The sequence below is a fragment of the Pseudomonas sp. Bc-h genome (assembly GCF_002080045.1).
Lineage (GTDB): Bacteria > Pseudomonadota > Gammaproteobacteria > Pseudomonadales > Pseudomonadaceae > Aquipseudomonas.
Genome location: NZ_MUIN01000005.1, coordinates 1 through 21,976 on the forward strand (window position 1 = coordinate 1; position 21,976 = coordinate 21,976).

Genomic DNA, 21,976 nt, shown 5'->3' on the forward strand with positions numbered 1-21,976 from the left:
CCGTCGCCCCAACCGCCCCCCACCCCTTGCCAATGCTCTGAATCGCACCACCGCCCTTTGGCAATGACGGCGCCGAAACACCGAGTTGCTGCTGTTTTTGATCGGCCATGATCGTCTCTCTCATCAGTCCTTTGTTCAATCATCGGCATCAGGCCCTGAAGGCATGGCCGATACTTGAAATACCCTCAATGCTATTCAGGCTAGAAGAGTGGACGGTGATCGTTAGAACATATCGCGATAGTTCGCCAACCTTCCAGCCTCCCCCCCTTCGCGTACCACATTCACACATACCCCATAAACATTCGAAATTAGGGTTATCGCGATTAGGTCTAATCACTCGAACACTCGGCACTACCCTTGGTAAATCACCCTGACTGGCTGCTGAGCGCACCACTGCAGCCGCTTTCAATGGATATGCCGGAGCCCGAGAACTCATGGACGAGCACGCCAATCGCTTGCTGTTAAACCTTACAGAAGACGCGTCGAGCACCGGTAAAAAATCAGCGAGGGCCAGTTTCGCCAATGCGTTGGAACAACTGGGCTACCGTTCGATATTCGACATTCTTCGCACGCCTAAAACATCTTTTTTACGGAACCTGAGCAGGCTGAGCGATGCGAACGGGGAACTCGCTTATGAAAATGCGCGCTGTTACGCCACCCAGATCGCACGCCTGTATCGCAATGAGTTGATTTCAACAGGTCGAAAACCAGCGCGGTTAAATCGTACCGGCATTCGCTCACTGGTCGATATCGGCCCCAGCTTCCCGAATTTGTTCAGCGAGAACTGGGATATGTTTTGCAAGGTCGGCGCCATTGAAGCCATGGACTCGCCGGTCGCCTATCTCAGTTCACTTTATCGGTTTGCCACCGGGCAACTGGAAGGGAGCTCAACGGACCCCACACGTATCTTGCTGGAAGCTCGACGCCCGGATATCAAGAATCTGATGATCGATCAGGACAGCACCTTCAAAGCCATCCCGATGCTGGACATTGTCAACGACGTGCTTGAAAGCGGGATCAGGGCCTATATTGACCGCGACGACAGTCTGGATAAAGACAAGTCGATCCATGAATTGGTCACCCGAAAAAAGCACCCTTTTCTCTTCCCGTATAACTTTTATCATCACCAGGTGAAACTGGGCCTGTCAGAAAAAAAACTGACGCTTGGGGAATTGAGCCACAGGATCAGCAGGAAGCTCCCTATTTATGGAGGTTCAGGGTCTATTGAATACGGAACAGTGCGGGCCTCCTCCGATAATTCGCAGATGATGCTGACGGGGTTCGGTCCTGAGCAGATCAATATGTTGAGAGATCAAGCGTGGCCGGCACCCGACGCGACTGAGGGCAAACCACTCGGAGAGTATTTCATCGAACACTATGGAACTAAGCTGGCAGAATCCAACCCGCTGACATCCACGAAAGAGTTCATGGCAAAGACCGGGCTTTGTGCGACCGAACTGGAAAGTCTGTTGGCGGTCAAATCTCAATCTCCAATCCCGTCGAAGAATGCATTGGCGCTCGTGAGTTCAGACCCCACGAGTCAATACCCATCGAATCAATACGGAGCATCTTTCGTAAATGTAGGCGTTGGGGGAACGCTCAGACTAATCGGCACGGGCACAGCGGGAAAAATTGATAATGCAACCCATGATAGCTTCGACCGGCTCCAACGTTTTATCAGACTGCAACGCTGGATGAATATCCCGTGGGCAGAGCTTGATTCACTAGTGATAGCGACGGCAAGAGTTGAAGACCCTACTTGGAAGGAACCCCTATCAAGGACAGTGATTAGAGGGCTGGGTATATTCCAGTACCTTCACGACGCCCGCCAAATAGAAGCGGAGGAATTTGCAGCTATTATTGATCGCATCGCCATCTTTTCGACCGAGGGGAAGACGTCGCTGTTCGATAAGATCTACAACAGCCGCAAGCTGTTCGACACCCCTCTTGTACTCGACAACAGAGAGCTCACGTTGCCATTGGACCCAGTAAGCCATTCACTGATCGCACACGGACTCAGCATGGAGGCGACTGACCCTTTGTTCACCGAGTTGCTTAAGGAGGCCATAGCGGCAGTTAAAAAAATGGACAACCAGTTCGTTTCCCTGCCCTATCGTCAGGTCCGTATCGCCAACATGTTTGGATGGTCCCTCAACGAGCTAAGGTATGTCGCACGTACATTGGGCGGCCAGGACTATCTGGACCGTCTTATAAAGCGAAGGATTGAAAACGTCGAGAATCGGACTCAACCCGATATATTCGACGTCCTGATGCAATGCGACTGGGCGGCGACCTGGATCGCGAAGAACATGGGATCAGTCAGCGAGCTTCAGCAGATTCTGGATGGAAACGCAGAAGAGTTCGACAGCATTGTAAGTATTGAATGGCTCGAAGAACAGCAAGTAAAAGCAGCCGCAATGGCCGTGCGAATAGAGCGTGAACAAAACTTCGATATCCCGCGCTTAACCTTTGATGACGCTCCGGCAGGTCCATGGAAAAATAGGATTTTTACCCACTTTCTAGACACCTCGAAGACATTCATCGCCACTTCCGAGAATATTCAGGAGACAGTCCGCGCCGCACTGGGAGAACTGCCCGGTGCTCAAATAGGCGGTATCCCATGGGCCCTACACCCTGATCTTGAACGGATCCTGGACCTGATCAGTTCAACCTTCGTGTCCCTGCACGCAGAGCAAACCGGTTTGATCGTGACGATGCTGTCAAAGATCGGTATCGAGACACAGAAGCCGGACGAAACGCTGCAGTGTGTACAAGCGACCTCGGCATCATTACTCGCGACTGCCCTTACCGACCAAGCGCAATTCGCTGAACAGTTGAAAGGCATTTACACACTTTCAGCGCTGGAGTCCAAGCTTAAGGTCGGCCGGTCGAACTTTCTGGCATTCGCCGCGCATCCCGAGTGGCTGGATCCAGTCCTCACCGGAACCCTCTCGGTCTCGTTGGCCAGCGTCTATCTGCTTGACAGTTTTTCACGCTGGATGAAACGAACGCAGCATACGCAACAGGCCTTGATCGACTACCTGACGCTGGCGAACGCCGAAACGGAAGACACCGACCACGCCCTCCACTGCGCAGAAGTACTCGCGCCCTTGCTCGACTTCCCGGTATCCGAAGTTTTGGTCGCATGCGCAGAGATCGAGGGGGAAATAGCCAGATGCATGGCCGACATCGACTGGCTGTTGAGAGTCAAAGATACCGGTGACGCCAGTGGATTATCAGTCACGCATCTTTTGCTGGCGACCAGACTGACGCCCGACAGCCCATCAGCCGATTGGCAAACCGTGGGCAGCGCTGCGGTTGCTGCATCACTTGGATGAAACAGGACTTTCATACTCAACGCCAAGGAGAGCCATTATGTCCCGCTCAATCGAGAGTCAACTGAGTGAAAGTTACCGCGATGCGCTGGTGGGGTATTACTTGAGTGAAGTAGTGCCACACCATCCCCCTATTGTCGAACTTGCGCTTTATGACAAATTGAAAACCGCTAATGACCTGTATGAGTATCTTCTGCTCGACAACCAGGTTGCCCATGAGATCCAGTCCAGTCCCGTCGCCTCGGCAATCGCCAGCCTGCAGCAGTATATAAACGCCTGCCTGATGGGGATGGAGCCGGGCTACGATCAACTTCGGCCCGATGAAGCGCAGTTTGTAGAATGGAAGGAGCGCAGCAGCCAATACCCGATATGGGCGGCCAACCAGCAGTTGGCGCTGTACCCGGAAGTCTATCTATCTCCAGAACTGAGGATGAAAAAATCCACTTATTTTCGTGATCTTGAAAATGACATCAACCAAAATAAGATAACCCTGGACAGCGTTCAGGATGCTGTACTCGCGTATCTGGATAAATTCGAAGAAGTCGCTAACCTGACCATCATCAACGGCTACATCGACAGCGATAGATTTGCCGAGGGAAATTACTACTTCATCGGTAAGTCACGGGCGGAAAACCAGTATTACTGGCGCATGGTCAACATGAACGAGCGCGCGTATGTCGCGGGCACCGGAGGTCCGAAAGTCGATTACCCGACACCCGGTGCATGGTCGGACTGGCAAAAGGCGAACATCGCCATAACGGCCAACACGCTGGAGCGGACAATACGTCCGGTATATTTCAACAATCGGCTTTTCGTCACTTGGGTCGATCTGATTTACGTCACCGAGGAAGTCAAACTTGACATTCCTTTCGAAGACAACAAGGAAGGCCCGTACGCACCGCCCGACACGGGCGACGGTAAAACATTAGTCCGAACCCCGAATGTGCAGCTGCTCTTCAATATGTCGTACAAAAAGTATGATGAACACTCATGGAGCGCACCGCAAACGTACATGGATGTCACCACCCCCAACGAGCTTAAAATCAGTGAAGAAAGGACGGTGTACGTGGACAGTGATTTGAACACTGTTGCCAGTTACGACATCTCCAGCTCTCCTGAATCATTGTTTGTTGCCCTGTACGCGGGGGCGGTACCTGGCGAAACTGATTCGCCTGAACTAACCACTACCTTTGCACTATTGCACACCCTGTTTATCGACAAAAACTTCAATAGAAATATCGCCTTCCCTGCCGATGGCCATAGCAAAGGACTGTATGCAACCGGCGCGTCGGAGTCTAACGAAGCCCGCGTTAGAAAAATCATGTGGGTTCAGGCGATCCTCAATGCCCACCATTTTCAATTCCTCTTCAGTGCCAGGATTTCGCTGCGGCACCTACAAACAATTTTCCCCGAGACCTGGAATTACGCCAACTGGCAAGAGAGCATCCCCGAGATAGAACTGGCACTGGACGAGACCAATGCAACGATAAGCATCGGCACCCATATTTTAGAGGACATCACCTCGCCAGAATCTACTACTCGTCGAACAATCGACGTTACACCGACTCTGATACCTGGCGAATTTGACCTTACCTTTCTCGACATTTACCCAGTAGAGACTAATGACCCTTGGATCACACTTGGCCCAGGCTCAAGGATCTACACGACCACAACCCACTCTTGGTCATTCAGTCTCGGGATCCAAAATACAACTAACTCCAGCCTCATTGAGCTAGAGATCGTCAATTCAAATTTCAGCCCGTTGACAGTAGAGGCCAGCCCGGACAATTACTTTGATCTCAATCAAAAAAAAATAAGAAAATCATCCTTAGACTGGTTTAATTCGCCCGATGCTGCAGGTAATATTATTTTATTCGCAATCAACATTGGGTTTATCAGACCTGCAAGGGCAACAACAGAATATGGCTCTGGTGCTCGTGAAAAACTCGGACAATGGATTTGCCTTCCGACCGACCAAAACGCCCCTCAGAATGGTCAATTAACAGCATTGAATGATGTGCTATTCACAGAAACTTCGATACCGGCACCACAGCCTCTTGGCTTCCCCTCTTTACACTACAACAAGGATGAACTAACACTTCAAGTCGACGGCGTCAGCGCCAACGACGCTCCGGGAGTATTTTATATCGCCCATGGGGTACATCAGACAATTGATGGTGACGCAAAATTCGGAATGAGGCTGGAAGAGGTCGTACTGGAACTTGTCTCCTCTGAAGGAACGACAAATCTGATAGCGCCCAAGATAGGCACAGCGGTGGACCGTACTCTCGGAACCGCCGAATTCATCGATTTCACCGACTCCACCATAGCTGACAACGACGCAAACGACGCCCCTCGTAATCCCATTCGCATGAACACTCTGTTCGCCCGCGAGCTTATCAACAAGGCCAACATCGCCGTGGAGGCTCTGTTGTCCTGGGATACCCAGCACCTGCCTGAACCTGTGATCGGTACAGAAACGCCCCCCGTGTACATGGACTTCAATGGCGCCAACGGGTTGTATTTCTGGGAGCTGTTCCTGCATCTGCCGTTCACGATTGCCCATCGCTTGAATCTTGAGAGGCAGCTCAATGAATCGGAGTTCTGGCTGAGCTTTGTCTTCGATCCGGCGCGCAAGGCCAATTCCAGCACCGGCGCCCCCGATTACTGGAACGTCCGCCCTCTGGTCGAGACTTCCGACCCGGACTACTTTATGCGCAACCCCATCGACCCGGACGGGATCGCCGCGAGTAACCCTGTGATCTACAAGAAGGCCGTCTATTTCCACTACATCAAAAACCTGATCGACCGCGGCGATGCCGCGTACCGCCAACTGACGCCCGACAGCCTCAATGAAGCCAAGCTTTGGTACGTGCGCGTTCTGGACCTTTTGGGTCCGAGGCCAGATACCAATGTCATCAGCCAATGGACGCCCGCCCCCTTGAGCAGCATTGCGTCCTCAACCAGTAGTGGCCTGCGTGAGCTTGAACGTCGTCTGCAGGGAAGCCTGGATCAAGCGACCTCCACCACATCGAGTATTTCTCCAGATGCCCTGAGGCTGGCCACATTCGGGCGCGACCCGACATTGAATGACGTCGACAACGACCTCTTCCTGCCGCCCTTCAACGCAGAGCTGGTCAGGCATTGGGATACCGTCGAATCACGGCTTTATAACCTGCGGCACAACTTCACCCTTGATGGCAAACCTCTGTCGCTTCCCCTTTTCGCAGCGCCTCTGGACCCTCGGGCGCTGCTGGCCGCCTATGCCAGCGGCGCGAATGACGCGGCGGCGGGCAGTTTGTTGGCGCAACAGGTGCCGCATTACCGTTATGCGGTGATGTATGGCAGAGCGAGCGCGGCGGTGGACTCCCTCATGCAGTTCGCAACCACAATGTTTCTCACCATCGAACGCAAGGACCAGGCCGACTACCAGGAACTCCAACAAGCGCAAGCCTGGGAACTTTCGCAGTTCTCAATCGATGTGCAGCTCGAAACGCAGAGAGCCGAACAGCAAACGCAAAAGGCACTGGAAGCGAGCTTGGCGGTCGCCGAGGGCCGTTTCAAGTTCTACCGCAGTCTCGCGCAAGAGAACGTCAGCGCCACAGAGGCTTTCGTCATGCAACTCAAGGCTGAGGCGAAGGTTATGGGTAAAGCTGAAATAGTCGCAGCTGGAGTTGCCGCCGGCATGAAAGTCATACCCAACGCTTTCGGATTTGGGGCCGGAGGTATAGGTGGGATGGCTTGCGGGGCGTCCGCTCAGGCTTCGGGTGGTGGTCAACGATTAGAGGGTATTCCCGAGGCGGCTGCGGTCATGGCCCAAGGCGCCGCCATACTCCTGGGCGCTACAGCGGAAACCCTCGGCCAAGCCGAAACCTACCGCCGCCGCCTCCAGGAATGGGAGAACGCTCGCGACCAGGCCGAGCTTGAAATGGAACACATCAGAGCTCAGATCGCAGTCCACCAGGCCCAAACCCGTGTCACTGTGATTCAGCTCGCCCAAGCGCGACTGGCAACGGAGCAGGCCGAAAAAATGTACGCCTTCCTCAAGAGCCAGCGCTTCACCAACAGCCAACTGCATGTATGGCTCAGCGGACAGTTTTCCAGGCTCTACTATCAGGCCTACGACGTCACGATGTCGCTGTGCATGGCGGCGCAGGCGTGCTGGCAGTACGAGATTGGTGACTACAGCACAAGTTTCATTCAGCCCGGCGCCTGGAAGGATGATTACAAGGGGCTGTCGGCGGGAGAAACCCTGAAGCTCAACCTGTTGAAGATGGACGCAGCCTATCTGAGCCGGTATGAGCGCAGGCTTGAAATCGTCAAGACGGTTTCAGTGCGTCAACTGCCCGCCTCGACTGAAGACGCACCGACACTGAACCAGCCTTGGGACGAGGTGCTGGTGCGCCTCAACAAGGAAGGCATCGCCGAATTCGAGCTCACCCAGGCGATGCTTGAAGCCGACTATCCCGGTCTGACTCAGCGACGCATCAAGCGAATCAGCGTTTCCCTGCCTGTGGTCGTCGGGCCGTATCAGGATATCCGCGCCACCCTCACCCAGACTTACAACGCAGTTGAGATAGGCGCCACGCTCAAGGAAAACATGCGCGCCAGTCAGCAGATCGCTGTTTCCACCGGGGTCGATGACGACGGTCTTTTCGTCTTCAATTTCGACGACGAACGTTATCTGCCGTTCGAAGGCACCGGGGTGATTTCCCGCTGGAAGCTGGAGTTCAAGAACCCGGGTTCTCAGCGGGACATGATTGACTCGATCACCGACATCATCGTCCACATCCGCTACACGGCCATAACCGGCAGCGGTTCACAAAGTCGGCTCGGCAAGGACAGCGAGGGGCAGAAGGCAATCCAGAAGTTCTGACTGCACTCAACCGCTCAACGGCACCTGTTCGGCACTCGCGGCATTGCCACGCACCAGACTCAAGGGGGTGGCGTATGCCCGGTGCTGGCTCAGGTATCGCATGCAACTGACGCGCAGGAAGGAGGCGAAATTCACCACTTCGCCTCGGTAATCCATGACCTCTTCGTACAGTTTGCTGATCAGCTGATTGGTGGTCAGGCCATCATGGCCGGCGATTTCGGCGAGGATGTCCCAGAACTGGTTTTCCAGGCGCAGGGTCGTGACCACGCCGCAGATGCGCAACGAGCGCGAGCGGGACTCATAGAGGATGGGGTCGGCTTTTACGTAGAGTTCGCACATGGTCAAACCTCTGCTTTCAAAGAATGATCTGGGTACCCAGCAGCTTCAGAAACGCAGCCAGCCAGGCCGGATGCGCCGGCCACGCGGGGCCGGTCACCAGGTTGCCATCGGTATGCGCCTCGTCCATGCCGATCTCGACATACTCGCCACCGGCCAATCTGACTTCCGGCGCGCAGGCAGGGTAGGCGCTGAGCGACTTGCCTTTGAGCACACCGGTTTCGGCCAGCAACTGAGGGCCATGGCAGACAGCAGCGATGGGTTTGTTATCGCGGCCGAACTCGCGCACCAGCTCAAGCACTTGCTGGTTCAGGCGCAGGTATTCCGGCGAACGGCCACCGGGGACCAGCAGGGCGTCATAGTCTGAGGATTTCACGCTGTCGAAATCGAAGTTCAGACCGAAGTTGTGGCCACGCTTTTCACTGTAAGTCTGATCGCCTTCGAAATCGTGAATGGCTGTACGAATGACATCGCCCTTCTTCTTGCCAGGGCAGACTGCATGCACCGTATGGCCGACCATCTGCAGCGCCTGGAAGGGCACCATCACTTCATAGTCTTCGACGTAATCGCCGACCAGCATGAGAATTTTCTTGGCAGCCATTATCGATCCTCTTCAATGAGCTCGTGGGTTGTGATGCCGGTGAGTATCGAATGGGCATCGGCGAGATGGGTAACAGCCTAGTACTACAGCAGACGCAGCGTCGACGTATGGGTACCGCTAGTCGTCTAAAAAAATTTTGACTGAGCCAGCTTCTATCTTCAGGTAATGCACTGACAAGGATGTCCACCATGAACCTGCACAGCAATACCCCTCAGTTAACGGTGGTCGATCCCCGGATGCTTTCCATCCGCAAGGTCGCTTATTGCCGGAGTGCACTGGACACCGAACCGGACGAACGCATTACGCGTCGGGCCTGGGATGTCGCCGCAAGGGCTTTTGCTGATTGGGATCCGCGCTTGTGGGGTGCCGGACTATCAGCTAATACCGCTGTGATTCATTCGCTCTCGGGACAAGCGCTTCTGGAGGAAAATGTTGATGCTGGCTGGCGCTTGAACCTGCCGGGGGCGGATGGCCAGGTGCAGGAATACTGGGATCAGCGAGGGAGTCATGGCTGCACCGTTTACGACGATCTGCTGCGGCCTGTTTCAGTCACTCAAACGCTGCTCCGCGCGGTGCCTTTCGTTGTCGAGCGACTGCTGTACGGCGATGCATCGGCAAGTTGCGCGACGCATAACCAATGCGGCCGCTTGATTCGACATGACGATCCGGCTGGGACGTTGCACACATTGGAGTTTGGGTTGACGGGCGCTGTCTTGATTGAGAACCGGCATTTTCTGCAGAGCCTGCAACTGCCTGACTGGCCCATTGATCCCTCACAGCGTAACGAGTTGCTGGAGCCCGGTGAAGGTCACACCACCTCATCCCTGTTCGACGCAACGGCAACCCCTGTCAGCCAGACCGACGCTGTGGGAAACAGTCAGATGCATCGCTATACGGTGGATGGGCAGCTGAAAGAAACTTCCTTGCAACTGGCAGGAAATACCCCCGTTCAATCGTTGGTCAGCAATATCAACTACAACCCGCTTGGTCAGGTTGAAAGCGAGCGTTTGGGCAACGGCGTTGTCACTGAAAACGGCTATGAACCAGAAACCGGGCGGCTGACGCAGCTCAAGGCCTCAAAGCCTGACCGTCCTGTGTTGCAGCATCTGACTTACCAGTATGACCCGCTCGGCAATATCCTCAGCATCGAGGACCTGGCGCTCTCCCCGACTGCGGCCAGAAACGTCAATGCCGATCCGGTCAGCCGCTATCGCTACGACAGCCTCTACCAACTGATCGAAGCCAGCGGCCGAGAGGTTAAAGTCGGCGCCAGTCACGGTCCTGCGCTTCCCGAGTTGCAGAACCTGCCGCTCGATCCCAACCAATTGAGCAATTACACGCAGACCTACAACTACGACGCAGGCGGCAATCTGCTGCAGATGCGCCATGTCGGCGAACAATCGTTTACCCGCACGATGCTGATCGCCGCCAATAGCAATCGAAGTCTGCCGGAAGGCGAGACCGATGCCGACTTCGACAACGGCTTCGACGCCAATGGCAACCTTCGGCAACTGCTACGCGGCCAGTCCATGAGTTGGGATCAGCGCAACCAGTTGAGTCTGATCACGCCGGTCAGTCGCGAGACCGGAGCCAACGATGAAGAGCTATATAGCTACGACGCCGGTGGCCAACGATGCAGAAAGATCCGACGCGCATTGGCCAGCGGTCGTACGTTGGTGTCAGAAGTGCGTTACTTGCCGGGGCTCGAGATACGAAGTGAACCCAACGGCGAAATCCTTTACGTGGCGTGCGCTCAAGCGGGGCGCAGCAACGTGCGGATTCTACATTGGCAAGCGAACAAGCCCGATGGCATCGACAACGATCAGGTGCGCTACAACCTCGCGGACCATCTGGGTTCCAGTGCGCTTGAGCTGGACGGGCAAGGCGCTTTGATAAGCCACGAAGGTTATTATCCCTTCGCAGGTACGGCGTGGTGGACGGCTCGCAGTGCAGTGGAGGCGAAGTACAAGATGGTTCGGTATTCAGGCAAGGAGCGGGATGCGTCGGGCCTTTATTACTATGGGTTCAGGTATTACGCTACGTGGTTCATGCGGTGGTTGAATCCTGATCCGGCAGGGACTGCTGATGGACTGAATCTTTATCGGTTTGTGAGTAACAGTCCGATAAGCCATTTCGATACGGATGGCAGGCGAACCACAGAACTCGATACAGCAGCCGGCAAGGTGTACGTCAGCGACGGGCTTGAAGCTCGCCTGGAGCAAAAGAAACGAGCAGCCCCTGATAAGTACGCTCGATTGGAAAAGGCATACACTCACAACCTGTACAGAGATTACAAAATAATCTCCAAATCTCCTGCCAACTCGGAAGGAGTCCAGAGCTGGTACGACAATACGTTTGAGCCGCATCAGTGGACCTTCGATAGCAACTTCAGAGCTGAAAAAAGCGAACCAGCCATTTACGCCAACGAAGTCGCAATGGAGCAGTATTTGAGGGTCGCCAGAAAGCATGGCTTCATGGGGCAGTTGCCCTCTATGATCAAAAGAAGCACCGTGATGAACGAGGGTGTGTGTCAAGTCGCGGAAAACTACATCAGTGGCTCGGATGAGCTAAAGAACGCATTCCTCAACGAGACTCAAAACGGGAAAAGCACTCAGAGAATTCTTGACGATTTCGGGCTAAAGGCGACTCGGGTGGAAGCCCGATTTTCACCGCGCAAAGACCTGGATATCCTGGTGCACATTGAGCCGATAACCCCAATTGCCTCCCCACCTAATCCCGGCTTACGCTCGAATCAGACTCGGTCTGGCAAAAGATCGCTACGGCCCCCACTGAATCCCCCTTCAAACTTATCGGTGCAAAGACGTCGCCGAATGGCTGACGTGTCTTGGAGGGCAATCATCCACGCCTGTCCAAGGTATTGACCACCAACCGGTCCACCCACCCCCAGAGGCGCTGCTTCACCCGGCGCCAAAGGGGACGGGACTGCCAGTCTTCAAGGCTGACCTCGGCACTCACCAAAAAATCCCGCTCGAAACTCTCGGTCACCGCCAGCGTCAATTCCGGGTCGATTGCCTCAAGGTTCGCTTCCAGATTGAACCGCAAATTCCAGTGGTCGAAGTTGCACGAGCCAATGCTCACCCAGTTGTCCACCAGCACCATTTTCAAGTGCAGAAAACACGGCTGGTATTCGAAGATTTTCACCCCGGCCTTGAGCAACCTTGGGTAATAGCGATGGCCTGCGTAGCGCACCGAGGGGTGATCGGTGCGCGGGCCGGTAAGCAGCAGGCGCACGTCGACGCCACGGGAAGCGGCGCGACGCAAGGCGCGACGCACTTTCCAGGTGGGCAGAAAATACGGGGTTGCCAGCCAGATGCGTTTCTTGCTGGTGTTGAGCGCACGCACCAGCGACTGCAGGATGTCGCGATGCTGGCGGGAGTCGGCGTAGGCCACCCGCCCGAAACCCTGGCCGCTGACCGGCGATTTCGGCAGCCGGGGCAGGCCGAAATTCTCGACCGGGCGCCAGGCTCGGCGCCTTGGGTTGGCGTGAAACTGGCGGTCGAACAGCGCCTGCCAGTCCATCACCAACGGGCCGCGAATCTCCACCATCACTTCGTGCCACTCGCTGGTGTCTTGGTCAGGGCGCCAGAACTCGTCTGTCACACCCGTGCCACCGACCACTGCAAGCTCTTTATCCACCAGCAACAGCTTGCGATGGTCGCGATAGAAATTGCGCAGACCCCGACGCCAGTGCACACGGTTGTAGAAACGCAGAATCACGCCCGCTTCGGTCAGCCGCGAACGCAGGCTGAGGGTAAACGCCAGCGAACCGAAATCATCGAACAGGCATCGGACAATCACGCCACGCTGTGCGGCATTGACCAGCGCCTGCACCACCGCCTCGGCGCAGACACCCGCCTCCACCAGATACAGTTCCAGTTCCACCTGCTGCTGCGCGGCATCAATCGCGGCGATCATGCGCGGGAAAAACTGTGGACCGTCAATCATCAGATTGAACTGATTGTCATCACGCCACGGAAAGATCGCTCCTCTCATGATCAGCGCGCCGTGAATGTCAGGGCGCCCAGCGAGATGAGCAGCGGGCGAGAAAAAGTGGGCATGAAAACTCCAGAGGCGCGATTGGGGCAACCTTATCCGGCTGTCAGACCGCAGGCAAATGGGTACGTTCGGCCCTCACGGTACTGGAGGCAATAACCGACACCCCTGACGGGCACCCTGCCACTGAGCACTGCTTTCGCGCCCCATGCCGGTCGCGGTGATGCGCTTGTCGCTCGGGCTCTCGCTCAAGGTGCTGGGCAGCCACTGCTTCACGTAGCTCTGACAGTAGTCCACCGGGTTATTCATCACGTAGCGGCAGGAGCAATATTCCTTGGCGGTGTAGGCGCTGATGATGCCGGGAAATACCTGCAACTGAACGCGCCAGACCCAGACCACCGCGCACAGACCCAGCAGTATCAAGATCGCGACGCTGCTGAACGGACGCCGCCGAATGAAGCTTGCCGGCGAACTCATTGCGCACCCTCCCCGACCACGGCTTTGAGCGCCAGTTTGAGCAACTGGTCGTGATCGTATGTGCCGTCGCGGTCATCGGCGTAACGCACGATCACCAGACTTGCGCTGGGGATCACGTACAGCGCCTGCCCCCAATGACCGAGGCCTGCAAAGGTGTCCGGCGGTGCATCGGGCCAGGGGCCGGGCTGATTGTCTGCAGTCTTGTTCAACCACCACTGCCCGCCCGGCACTTCGTTGGTGGGGGTTTGGGAATTGAACGGCGTGAGGTTGAAATCGACCCAGGCCTTGGGCAACAACTGTTGGTCCTGCCAACGCCCGCCGCGTTGCATCAACAAGCCGATTCGCGCCAGATCCCGGGCCGTCATGTAGGCGTAGGACGAGCCAACGAAGGTACCCGTGGCGTCGGTTTCCCAGGTCGCGCTTTTGATGCCCAGCGGATCGAACAGCGCAGTCCAGGGGTAATCGGCGTAGGCGGCATCGCCAACCATGCCTCTGAGCGCGGCAGCCAGAACGGTGCTGTCGCCGCTGGAATAGCGATACGAAGTTCCGGGAGCGTTGGCGACCTTGTGCTCTGCGGCGTAGCGCGCCATGTCGCCCCGGCCTCGGGTATAGAGCATCGCCACCACAGATGAGTTGAGCGGCGCGTATTCGTAGTCCTCTTGCCAATCGAGGCCCGATGCCCAGTGCAGCAGGTCTCGAATCCTGATGTCGGGATGTGCGCTGAACGGCGGGTAAAAACGCGCAACCGGATCATCGAGCTGGAACCGCCCTTCACCGAACGCCACGCCCAACACGGTCGCAAGAATGCTTTTGCTGATCGACCAGGTGAGGTGCGGCGTCTCGGCGTTGGTCACCCCAGCGTAGCGTTCGTAGATCAACTGGCCGTTCTGAATGATCAGCAGCGCGTCAGTGCGGATGCCTTTGCGGCTGTGGTCATCGCGAGGGGGAAACGCGTAAGTCTCAAGCTCTTCAAGCGCTGCCGTCGGTGCCAGAGGCTGTGTGGGCCATTGAGCGTCGGGCCAGGTTTGGGCAGTGGCAAATCGGGCGATCAGCAAGATGCAGAGAGTGAACAGCAAACGGCTCATGAAGGGACCTCAGGCACAGATGCCAGAAACCCTAGCAGGCATTGATGACAGCACGTGGAATCCGCCCCGCGCCCCTGTCACGCAACCATCACCAAAGCTTAATGGTGGTGACATCGGCCCTCCCTAGCCTGCATTCGTACAGCAATGCTTCGAATAATTCAGTCGACCGGCCTGGATGAAGGCTGGCCCACGGAGACGCCACATGACTCAGATCGCCAGTATTCGAGACACCAGCTCTGACCGCCGTCTGCAGGCCGAACGCCTGATCGGTCCTCAAGCCCTGCAGGAAGCACAGGTTTTGCGCTTCAGTGTGTTCAGTGGCGAATTCAATGCAAAGCTCAAGGGTGCCGAACGGGGTCTGGATATCGACGACTACGATGTTCACTGCATGCACATCGGCGTGCGTGACCTCAACAGCGGTCGTCTGGTCGCCACCACCCGTTTGTTGGATCACAAGGCCGCCAATACCCTGGGCCGCTTCTATAGCGAAGAAGAATTCAGCCTGCATGGCCTTGGCCATCTGCAAGGCCCGATCCTCGAACTGGGTCGAACCTGTGTCGACCCGGCGTACCGCAACGGCGGCACCATTGCGGTGCTGTGGAGCGAACTGGCGGAAGTCCTCAACGAAGGCGGCTACAGCTACCTGATGGGCTGCGCCAGCATTCCGATGCAGGATGGCGGCATTCAGGCTCACGCGATCATGCAGCGTCTGCGCGAACGTTATCTGAGCACCGAACACTTGCGTGCCGAGCCCAGGAATCCGCTGCCCAATCTGGACATTCCCAACAACGTCATCTGCGAAATGCCGCCACTGCTCAAGGCCTACATGCGCCTGGGCGCGAAGATCTGTGGCGAGCCGTGCTGGGACGAAGACTTCCAGGTCGCTGACGTATTTATCCTGCTCAAACGCGACGAGTTGTGCCCGCGCTATGCCCGCCACTTCAAGGCAGCAGTGTGATGAGCACGCTGCGCAGTCATGCGCGAGTCATCCGCGTGCTGTGGGTCATCGCTCTGGGCCTCACCATCGCCGGCACCTTTGCGCTGATGGAACGCCTGCGCATTGGCAACTCGATGGCTCGCCGTCAACGCTGGACAAGCTGGTTCATGGCCCGACTGACCTCCGCCCTGCCGTTTCGCGTCACGGTCAGCGGCAAGCTGCCGGCTGAGCCGATGCTATGGGTGAGCAATCACGTGTCATGGACTGATATCCCTCTGCTGGGCATGCTTGCGCCGCTGTCGTTCCTGTCCAAAGCCGAAGTACGCACCTGGCCGGTGGCGGGCTGGTTGGCATTAAAGGCGGGTACGCTGTTCATTCGTCGCGGATCGGGTGACAGCAAGCTGATTCAGAAGCAGATCGGCCAACATCTTCTGGGCAAACACTCACTGGTGATTTTCCCCGAAGGCACCACCACTGACGGTCGCGGCCTGCGCACGTTTCATGGCCGTTTATTGTCCAGTTCCATCGAAACCGGCGTGCCGATCCAACCCGTGGCGATCCAGTACCTGCGCGATGGCAAGCCTGATCAGATCGCGCCCTTCATTGGCGACGACGATCTGCTCTCGCATCTGCGCCGGTTGTTCGCCAACGAGGTAAGTGAGGTGCGCATTCAGTTACTGGCGCCGATTGAGTCTGCGGGCAAAGAGCGCGCTGCTCTGGCGTTCGAGGCGCAACAGGCGGTGCAAGTGGCGTTGTTCGGCAAGGCTGATCAACCTGCCGATGTGCGTCCGGCGGCAAGGGCAGCTTGAGCGAAGGCCTGAAGCTGTGGATAAAACGCGCTGAAATCCTCGCTCAACGGCCGATAGAGCGCCTGCAGTTCCTGCATGGCGCCGGCCAGTCCCTCGGGGCGTGAGAGCCGTCGGGAAATCCCGGCCAGCGCATCGCCCACCACCTCGAAATCCCGATACGACCCCAGCCAATCATGAGCGGCCATGCGCGGCGCGATCATCGCCAGGCGGTCGGGCAGCTCGGGTTCATTCGCCAGCACGCGATAAACCGTTTGCGTGAATGCATCCAGCGGCACGTCCGAATATTGCAGCCAGTCCCGCGCCAGACAGTGATCGAAAAACACGTCCAGCACGATCCCGGCGTAGCGACGACGGCTATCGGGGAATCGACCCATGGCCTGCTTGATCAGGGGATGGGCGTCCGTAAAGGCATCAATGCGCCGATGAAGTCGGATCGCGTCTTCAATGTCCGCAGGAAAACGCCCCGGTAACAGCCCTTTGACGAAATCGCCGTACAGGCTGCCGAGCAATTGCGCGGGCGTCTGACCGCCCAGATGGAGGTGCGCGAGGTAGTTCATGGAGCCAGAGCCTACGCCGATTTTTCGCCGACGCCTATATCGATATAACCCGATATACCGTTTTATCCGATCCTAAGCACCAAATCATATTTGTATATCGCGATTTACAGATATAAAGTTCGTTCCATCGCGATATACCGCTACATGAAGATTGAGAACGACATGCCTATCGACCTCGACGAAATAATAAAAGCGCTGGCTCACCCGGTTCGCCGTCAGATTCTGGTCTGGCTCAAGCACCCTCATGCCTGTTTCCCCGATCAGGATCACTCGCTGGAAAACGGTGTCTGCGCTGGTCAGATCGACCAACGCGCCGGTCTGTCCCAGTCGACCGTTTCCGCGCACCTGGCAACTCTGCAACGGGCCGGCCTGATCACCAGCAAAAAATATGGCCAATGGCATTTTTTCAAACGCAACGAAGACGTCATTCAGGCGTTTTTAGTGGAGCTGGCTGAACAGCTCTGACGACAGATTTTCAGGAGACGCAACGTGCCTCTTTCGCTACTTATTCTGGCCCTGAGCGCCTTCGCCATCGGCACGACCGAGTTCGTCATCATGGGCCTGTTGCCCGACGTCGCCACTGACCTGGGCGTGAGCATTCCCGGCGCTGGCTGGCTGGTAACCGGTTATGCGCTGGGTGTGGCGATCGGAGCGCCATTCATGGCCATGGCCACGGCAAAACTGCCGCGCAAGGCAGCGCTGGTCACGCTGATGGGGATCTTCATCGTCGGCAACCTGCTCTGCGCCGTCGCCGCCGACTACAACATCCTGATGTTCGCCCGAGTGGTCACTGCACTGTGTCACGGCGCGTTCTTTGGCATCGGTTCGGTGGTGGCTGCGGGCCTGGTTCCGGCCAACCGCCGCGCTTCGGCGGTTGCACTGATGTTCACCGGCCTGACGCTCGCCAACGTCCTCGGCGTGCCACTGGGCACCGCGCTGGGTCAACAGGCTGGGTGGCGCTCGACCTTCTTCGCTGTGACAGTGATCGGCGTCATCGCCTTCATCGGCCTGATCCGCTTCCTGCCCGCCAGACGCGATGAAGAGAAGCTCGACATGCGCGCCGAACTGGGCGCCCTCAAAGGCGCTGGCATCTGGCTCTCCTTGAGCATGACGGCGTTGTTCGCCGCCTCGGTCTTCGCGCTTTTCACCTACGTGGCCCCACTGCTGGGCGAAGTCACCGGCGTCTCGCCGCTGGGCGTCACCTGGACCCTGATGCTGATCGGTCTGGGGCTGACCGTCGGCAACATCATCGGTGGCAAGCTGGCGGATCGTCGTCTGGCCGCCACGCTGATCGGCGTCTTCATCGCCATGGCCGTGACTTCCACGCTACTGACCTGGACCAGCCTTGTGCTCATCCCGGCTGAAATCACCCTGTTTCTCTGGGCCACCGCCTGTTTTGCCGCTGTGCCTGCGTTGCAGATCAACGTCGTGACCTTCGGCAAGGACGCGCCAAACCTGGTCTCGACCCTGAACATCGGCGCTTTCAACGTCGGCAACGCGCTGGGCGCCTGGGTCGGTGGCAGCGTCATCGCACATGGTTTCGGCCTGACCAGCGTGCCGCTGGCGGCGGGTGCTCTCGCCATCCTCGCCCTGTTGGTGACCCTGATCAATTTCCGTCAACGCGGTGATGCCGAACTGGCCGCCGTCGCGAACTGACTTCAAACATTCGAATTTCAAAACTGCGGAAACACCCACTACTGACATTGAGGATATCCCCGATGACAACAATTTTTGACCCGATCAAGATGGGCGAACTGGAGCTGGCCAACCGTATCGTCATGGCGCCGCTCACCCGCTGCCGTGCCGACGAAGGCCGTGTGCCCAACGCCATGATGGCCGAATACTACGTACAGCGCGCCAGCGCTGGCTTGATCATCAGCGAGGCGACCTCGGTCACGCCGATGGGCGTTGGTTACCCGGACACCCCAGGAATCTGGTCCAACGACCAGGTTCGCGGCTGGGGCAACATCACCAAGGCCGTTCACGCGGCTGGCAGCAAGATTGTTCTGCAACTGTGGCACGTGGGTCGCGTTTCGCACCCCAGCTACCTGAACGGCGAAGCCCCGGTTGCACCAAGCGCGATCCAACCTAAAGGCCACGTGAGCCTGGTTCGTCCGCTGGCCGACTACCCGACGCCTCGTGCGCTGGAACTGGCTGAGATCGAAGACATCGTCGATGCTTATCGCGTCGGTGCCGAAAATGCCAAAGCTGCTGGTTTCGACGGCGTGGAAATCCACGGCGCCAACGGTTACCTGCTCGATCAGTTCCTGCAAAGCAGCACCAACAAGCGCACAGACGCTTACGGTGGTTCGCTGGAAAACCGCGCCCGTCTGCTGCTGGAAGTGACAGATGCTGCAATCGATGTCTGGGGCGCAGGCCGTGTGGGTGTGCATTTGGCACCTCGCGCCGACTCCCACGACATGGGCGACGACAATCTGGCAGAAACCTTCACCTACGTTGCGCAGGAACTGGGCAAGCGCGGGATCGCCTTCATCTGCGCCCGCGAGCGTGAGCTGGACGACAGCCTGTCGCCACGCCTGAAAGAAGCGTTCGGCGGCGTGTTCATCGCCAACGAGAAGTTCACCAAGGAAAGTGCCAACGCCTGGCTGGCCAGTGGCAAGGCAGATGCGGTGGCGTTTGGTGTGCCGTTCATTGCCAACCCGGACCTGCCGGCGCGTCTGGCCAAGGATGCACCGCTGAACGAGCCGCGTCCCGAGACGTTCTACGGCAAGGGTGCTGTGGGGTATCTGGATTATCCGACGCTGTAATCAGCTTTTTTTCGCTGGCTTGGATAAGGGGGTGTATCCGGTTCTTGCGGCGCCGCTGCTGTTTGTTCTGCCTGACGGCAGAAGCATTCCGCCTTCGGCGGGTTACTTGATAACCCCAAGTAACCAAGGGGTCTTGCTCCTGGCTTGGCCCTCGTTCCTCGGGTTCCCTCACTTCGGCGACGCTCCGTGGGGCGTCTGAACTGACGCGCGCATGGAAGCTAGATCAAAATCAACAGCGAACACAGCTGTCCGTTTTGACGCAATTCCTGTGGGAGACGCCGGAGGTCACGACGGTACGGGCCGCGATTCGGACGATGGCGGTGGGTCAGTTGCAAATGAGCACCTGACCCACCGCTTCGTCCGACCGCCGCCCGGGCTGTCGCACAGCTCCAGCGCCTCACACAGCGTTCGGTGTGTAGCTGGAAATCTGGATACGCCACCTAATAGCGGCGCGGCTGATAGGGCTCTGGCTAACGCCAGACCTGTTTCGCCTTCGGCGAGTTACTTGAAAGGACACCAAGTAACCAAGTGTCCTGGCTCCTGGTTTGGCGCTTCCTTCGTCAGCNGCCATCCATGGCGGGGGGCGGCTCTCGCGGCATCCATGCCGCTCGGCCCACTCCACGTCACCTGCGTTCAGCCTGCACCCAAGTCGCGATTGGTGGTGGCTATTGCGCATGAACATCAAAATCAGGAGCAAAGGATATTTGATCGTTCCCACGCTCCGCGTGGTAACGCCGCGCCGGACGCTCCGCGTCCGCTGTGGGTGACGCGGAGCGTCACAGGATTCATGCCCACGCGGAGCGTGGGCACGATCAACACAAAGTCAGACACTCATTCACTAAATGCCCCACCATTCGCTGCCGTCGTGACCTCCGGCGTCTTCCACAGGGATCGTGTAACACCCAACACCGAGTGGCTTTTGATCTTGCTTCTAAGCGCACGTCAGATCAGACACCACAAATCGCGACTTGGGTGCAGGCTGAACGCAGGCGTCGTGCAGTGGGCCAAGCGGCATGGATGCCGCGAGAGCCGCCCCCCGCCATGGATGGCGGATGGCGGCGGGCCCACGGAGCGTCGCCGGAGTGAGGGTACGCTGACGAAGGAAGCGCCAAACCAGGAGCAAGGACACTTGGTTACTTGGTGGTGGTGCGGCATTCCGATTTTCAAGTAACTCGCCGAAGGCGAAACAGGTCTGGCGTTAGCCAGAGCCCCTAACAGCGCCCCAAAAAAACGGATGTACACATTACTCCCAGCGCAACAAACCCAATATCACTGCTTACGCGTATTAATCTGCTGCGCCAAATTCTGAATCTGACTCTGCAACGTATTGATCGTCCGCGTCATCTGCCCACGGAACGCATCGAACTCAGCCGTACTCGCCCCCGAAGACGCGGGTTGCGCGGCACGGTTATCCTGCTCGCTCTTGAGCACAATCATGTCCTGCTCCAGCCGCTCGATGGCCTGGCCGTTATTGCTCTTCTTCAGATTCGCCACATCCGCACTCAAGCTTTTCAACTCAGAATCCAGACGATCCTGCTGCGATTGCGCCGACTTGCCATCCGGCATCGCCGCCTTCAACGCCGCCAGCTCCGTCGTCACCGCCTTGAGCTGATCCTGCAACTGCTGATTGGTCGCCTGCTGCTGCGTCGCCTGAGTGGCAATCTGCTCCAGACGCTTGTCCAACCCGCCCTGCAAACCCGCTACGCCTTGCTGCTGTTTGCTCTGATCGGCGAGTTGGTCCTGCAACTCCTTGATCTGCGCCTTCAGCGCTTCCCCGCCGCTGTTGGCCACTGACTCGGTGGCCACGACCTTGCCGGAAATATCCTGCAAGCGCCCCGCCGCTTCCTCACTGATCCGCGCGAAACTTTCCTGCGTCGCGACCAGTTGCTGCTCCATCAGCGAAACCTGCTGAAAACTCCACCACCCCAAGCCACAGAAGGCGATGAACAGCGCACCGATCAAGGCCCAGAGAGCGCCAGTACCAGGGGCTTTCACCTTGACGACAGGCGTGGTCCGCGAATACACCGTGGTGCGCTCGCGGGCACCGGCGGTGGGGATGAAGTCATCGTCATCATCTTTGGCGCTGAGGCTCGGGACGTCATCGACGTCGTCATACGGATCTTTGCGCATGCGTTTCCCTTTGAAGACCGGTAAATCGTGTGGCGGCAGTATAACCGCCGG

The 21,976-nt window shown here is 57.3% G+C and carries 15 protein-coding genes; 8 read left to right on the plus strand and 7 right to left on the minus strand.

The genetic code is table 11. From position 1 onward, the window contains the following. The first annotated feature begins 434 nt into the window (after nucleotides 1–434). Nucleotides 435–3,338 (plus strand): Tc toxin subunit A, encoded by a 2,904-nt coding sequence (locus BWR59_RS08830; protein ID WP_081565266.1) that lies wholly within the window; start codon nucleotides 435–437, stop codon nucleotides 3,336–3,338. Between the two features lie 37 nt (nucleotides 3,339–3,375). Next, complete coding sequence (locus tag BWR59_RS08835) at nucleotides 3,376–8,211, plus strand: neuraminidase-like domain-containing protein (protein WP_168184468.1); 4,836 nt, start codon at nucleotides 3,376–3,378, stop codon at nucleotides 8,209–8,211. A gap of 6 nt (nucleotides 8,212–8,217) precedes the next feature. Here the strand turns inward: BWR59_RS08835 and BWR59_RS08840 are convergent, their stop codons facing one another. Further along, nucleotides 8,218–8,550: a ribbon-helix-helix domain-containing protein gene (locus BWR59_RS08840; protein ID WP_081565267.1), complete on the minus strand. Its 333-nt coding sequence runs from the start codon at nucleotides 8,548–8,550 to the stop codon at nucleotides 8,218–8,220. Between the two features lie 16 nt (nucleotides 8,551–8,566). Next, nucleotides 8,567–9,151 (minus strand): DJ-1/PfpI family protein, encoded by a 585-nt coding sequence (locus BWR59_RS08845; RefSeq protein ID WP_178111221.1) that lies wholly within the window; start codon nucleotides 9,149–9,151, stop codon nucleotides 8,567–8,569. Nucleotides 9,152–9,336: 185 nt separating this feature from the next. On the opposite strand from BWR59_RS08845, the gene BWR59_RS08850 reads away from it, so the two are divergent. After that, nucleotides 9,337–12,030, plus strand: a complete 2,694-nt coding sequence (locus tag BWR59_RS08850) for an RHS repeat protein (protein WP_168184469.1) — start codon at nucleotides 9,337–9,339, stop codon at nucleotides 12,028–12,030. On the opposite strand, the gene BWR59_RS08855 is transcribed toward BWR59_RS08850, so the two are convergent. From BWR59_RS08855 to BWR59_RS08865, 3 genes are all read right to left on the minus strand, one after another. Continuing rightward, nucleotides 12,005–13,162: a phosphatidylserine/phosphatidylglycerophosphate/cardiolipin synthase family protein gene (locus tag BWR59_RS08855; RefSeq protein WP_081565270.1), complete on the minus strand. Its 1,158-nt coding sequence runs from the start codon at nucleotides 13,160–13,162 to the stop codon at nucleotides 12,005–12,007. The two genes, BWR59_RS08850 and BWR59_RS08855, sit on opposite strands and share 26 nt — an antisense overlap. A 138-nt stretch (nucleotides 13,163–13,300) precedes the next feature. Beyond that, entirely contained in the window at nucleotides 13,301–13,639 is a 339-nt protein-coding gene (locus BWR59_RS08860) for an amidase (protein WP_081565271.1), read from the minus strand. Further along, entirely contained in the window at nucleotides 13,636–14,724 is a 1,089-nt protein-coding gene (locus BWR59_RS08865) for a serine hydrolase (protein ID WP_081565272.1), read from the minus strand. Before BWR59_RS08865 ends, BWR59_RS08860 begins: the two co-directional genes overlap by 4 nt. A 202-nt stretch (nucleotides 14,725–14,926) precedes the next feature. Between BWR59_RS08865 and olsB the strand changes: the two genes are divergently transcribed. Continuing rightward, on the plus strand, nucleotides 14,927–15,682 hold the full coding sequence (gene olsB, locus BWR59_RS08870) for an L-ornithine N(alpha)-acyltransferase (protein ID WP_081565273.1): 756 nt from the start codon (nucleotides 14,927–14,929) through the stop codon (nucleotides 15,680–15,682). Then, a complete protein-coding gene (locus BWR59_RS08875) occupies nucleotides 15,682–16,470 on the plus strand; it encodes a lysophospholipid acyltransferase family protein (protein WP_081565274.1) in 789 nt (262 codons plus the stop codon). Before olsB ends, BWR59_RS08875 begins: the two co-directional genes overlap by 1 nt. Here the strand turns inward: BWR59_RS08875 and BWR59_RS08880 are convergent. After that, nucleotides 16,431–17,027 carry an ACP phosphodiesterase gene (locus BWR59_RS08880; RefSeq protein WP_081565275.1) on the minus strand — a complete coding sequence of 199 codons (597 nt, stop codon included), beginning with the start codon at nucleotides 17,025–17,027 and terminating at the stop codon, nucleotides 16,431–16,433. The two genes, BWR59_RS08875 and BWR59_RS08880, sit on opposite strands and share 40 nt — an antisense overlap. A gap of 162 nt (nucleotides 17,028–17,189) precedes the next feature. Between BWR59_RS08880 and BWR59_RS08885 the strand changes: the two genes are divergently transcribed. The 3 genes from BWR59_RS08885 to BWR59_RS08895 all read left to right on the plus strand — a co-directional run bounded on the left by BWR59_RS08885 (nucleotide 17,190) and on the right by BWR59_RS08895 (nucleotide 19,795). Continuing rightward, nucleotides 17,190–17,492, plus strand: a complete 303-nt coding sequence (locus tag BWR59_RS08885; RefSeq protein ID WP_081565276.1) for a helix-turn-helix transcriptional regulator — start codon at nucleotides 17,190–17,192, stop codon at nucleotides 17,490–17,492. 24 nt (nucleotides 17,493–17,516) lie between these two features. Beyond that, the gene (locus tag BWR59_RS08890; protein WP_081565277.1) at nucleotides 17,517–18,683 is read left to right on the plus strand and encodes an MFS transporter; all 1,167 of its coding nucleotides are present in this window, start codon (nucleotides 17,517–17,519) and stop codon (nucleotides 18,681–18,683) included. Nucleotides 18,684–18,745: 62 nt separating this feature from the next. After that, nucleotides 18,746–19,795, plus strand: coding sequence for an alkene reductase (locus BWR59_RS08895; RefSeq protein WP_081565278.1), 1,050 nt, complete (start codon nucleotides 18,746–18,748; stop codon nucleotides 19,793–19,795). A 1,269-nt stretch (nucleotides 19,796–21,064) separates the two neighbouring features. Here the strand turns inward: BWR59_RS08895 and BWR59_RS08900 are convergent. Next, nucleotides 21,065–21,925: an ATPase gene (locus BWR59_RS08900; RefSeq protein WP_081565279.1), complete on the minus strand. Its 861-nt coding sequence runs from the start codon at nucleotides 21,923–21,925 to the stop codon at nucleotides 21,065–21,067. Nucleotides 21,926–21,976 lie beyond the last annotated feature (51 nt).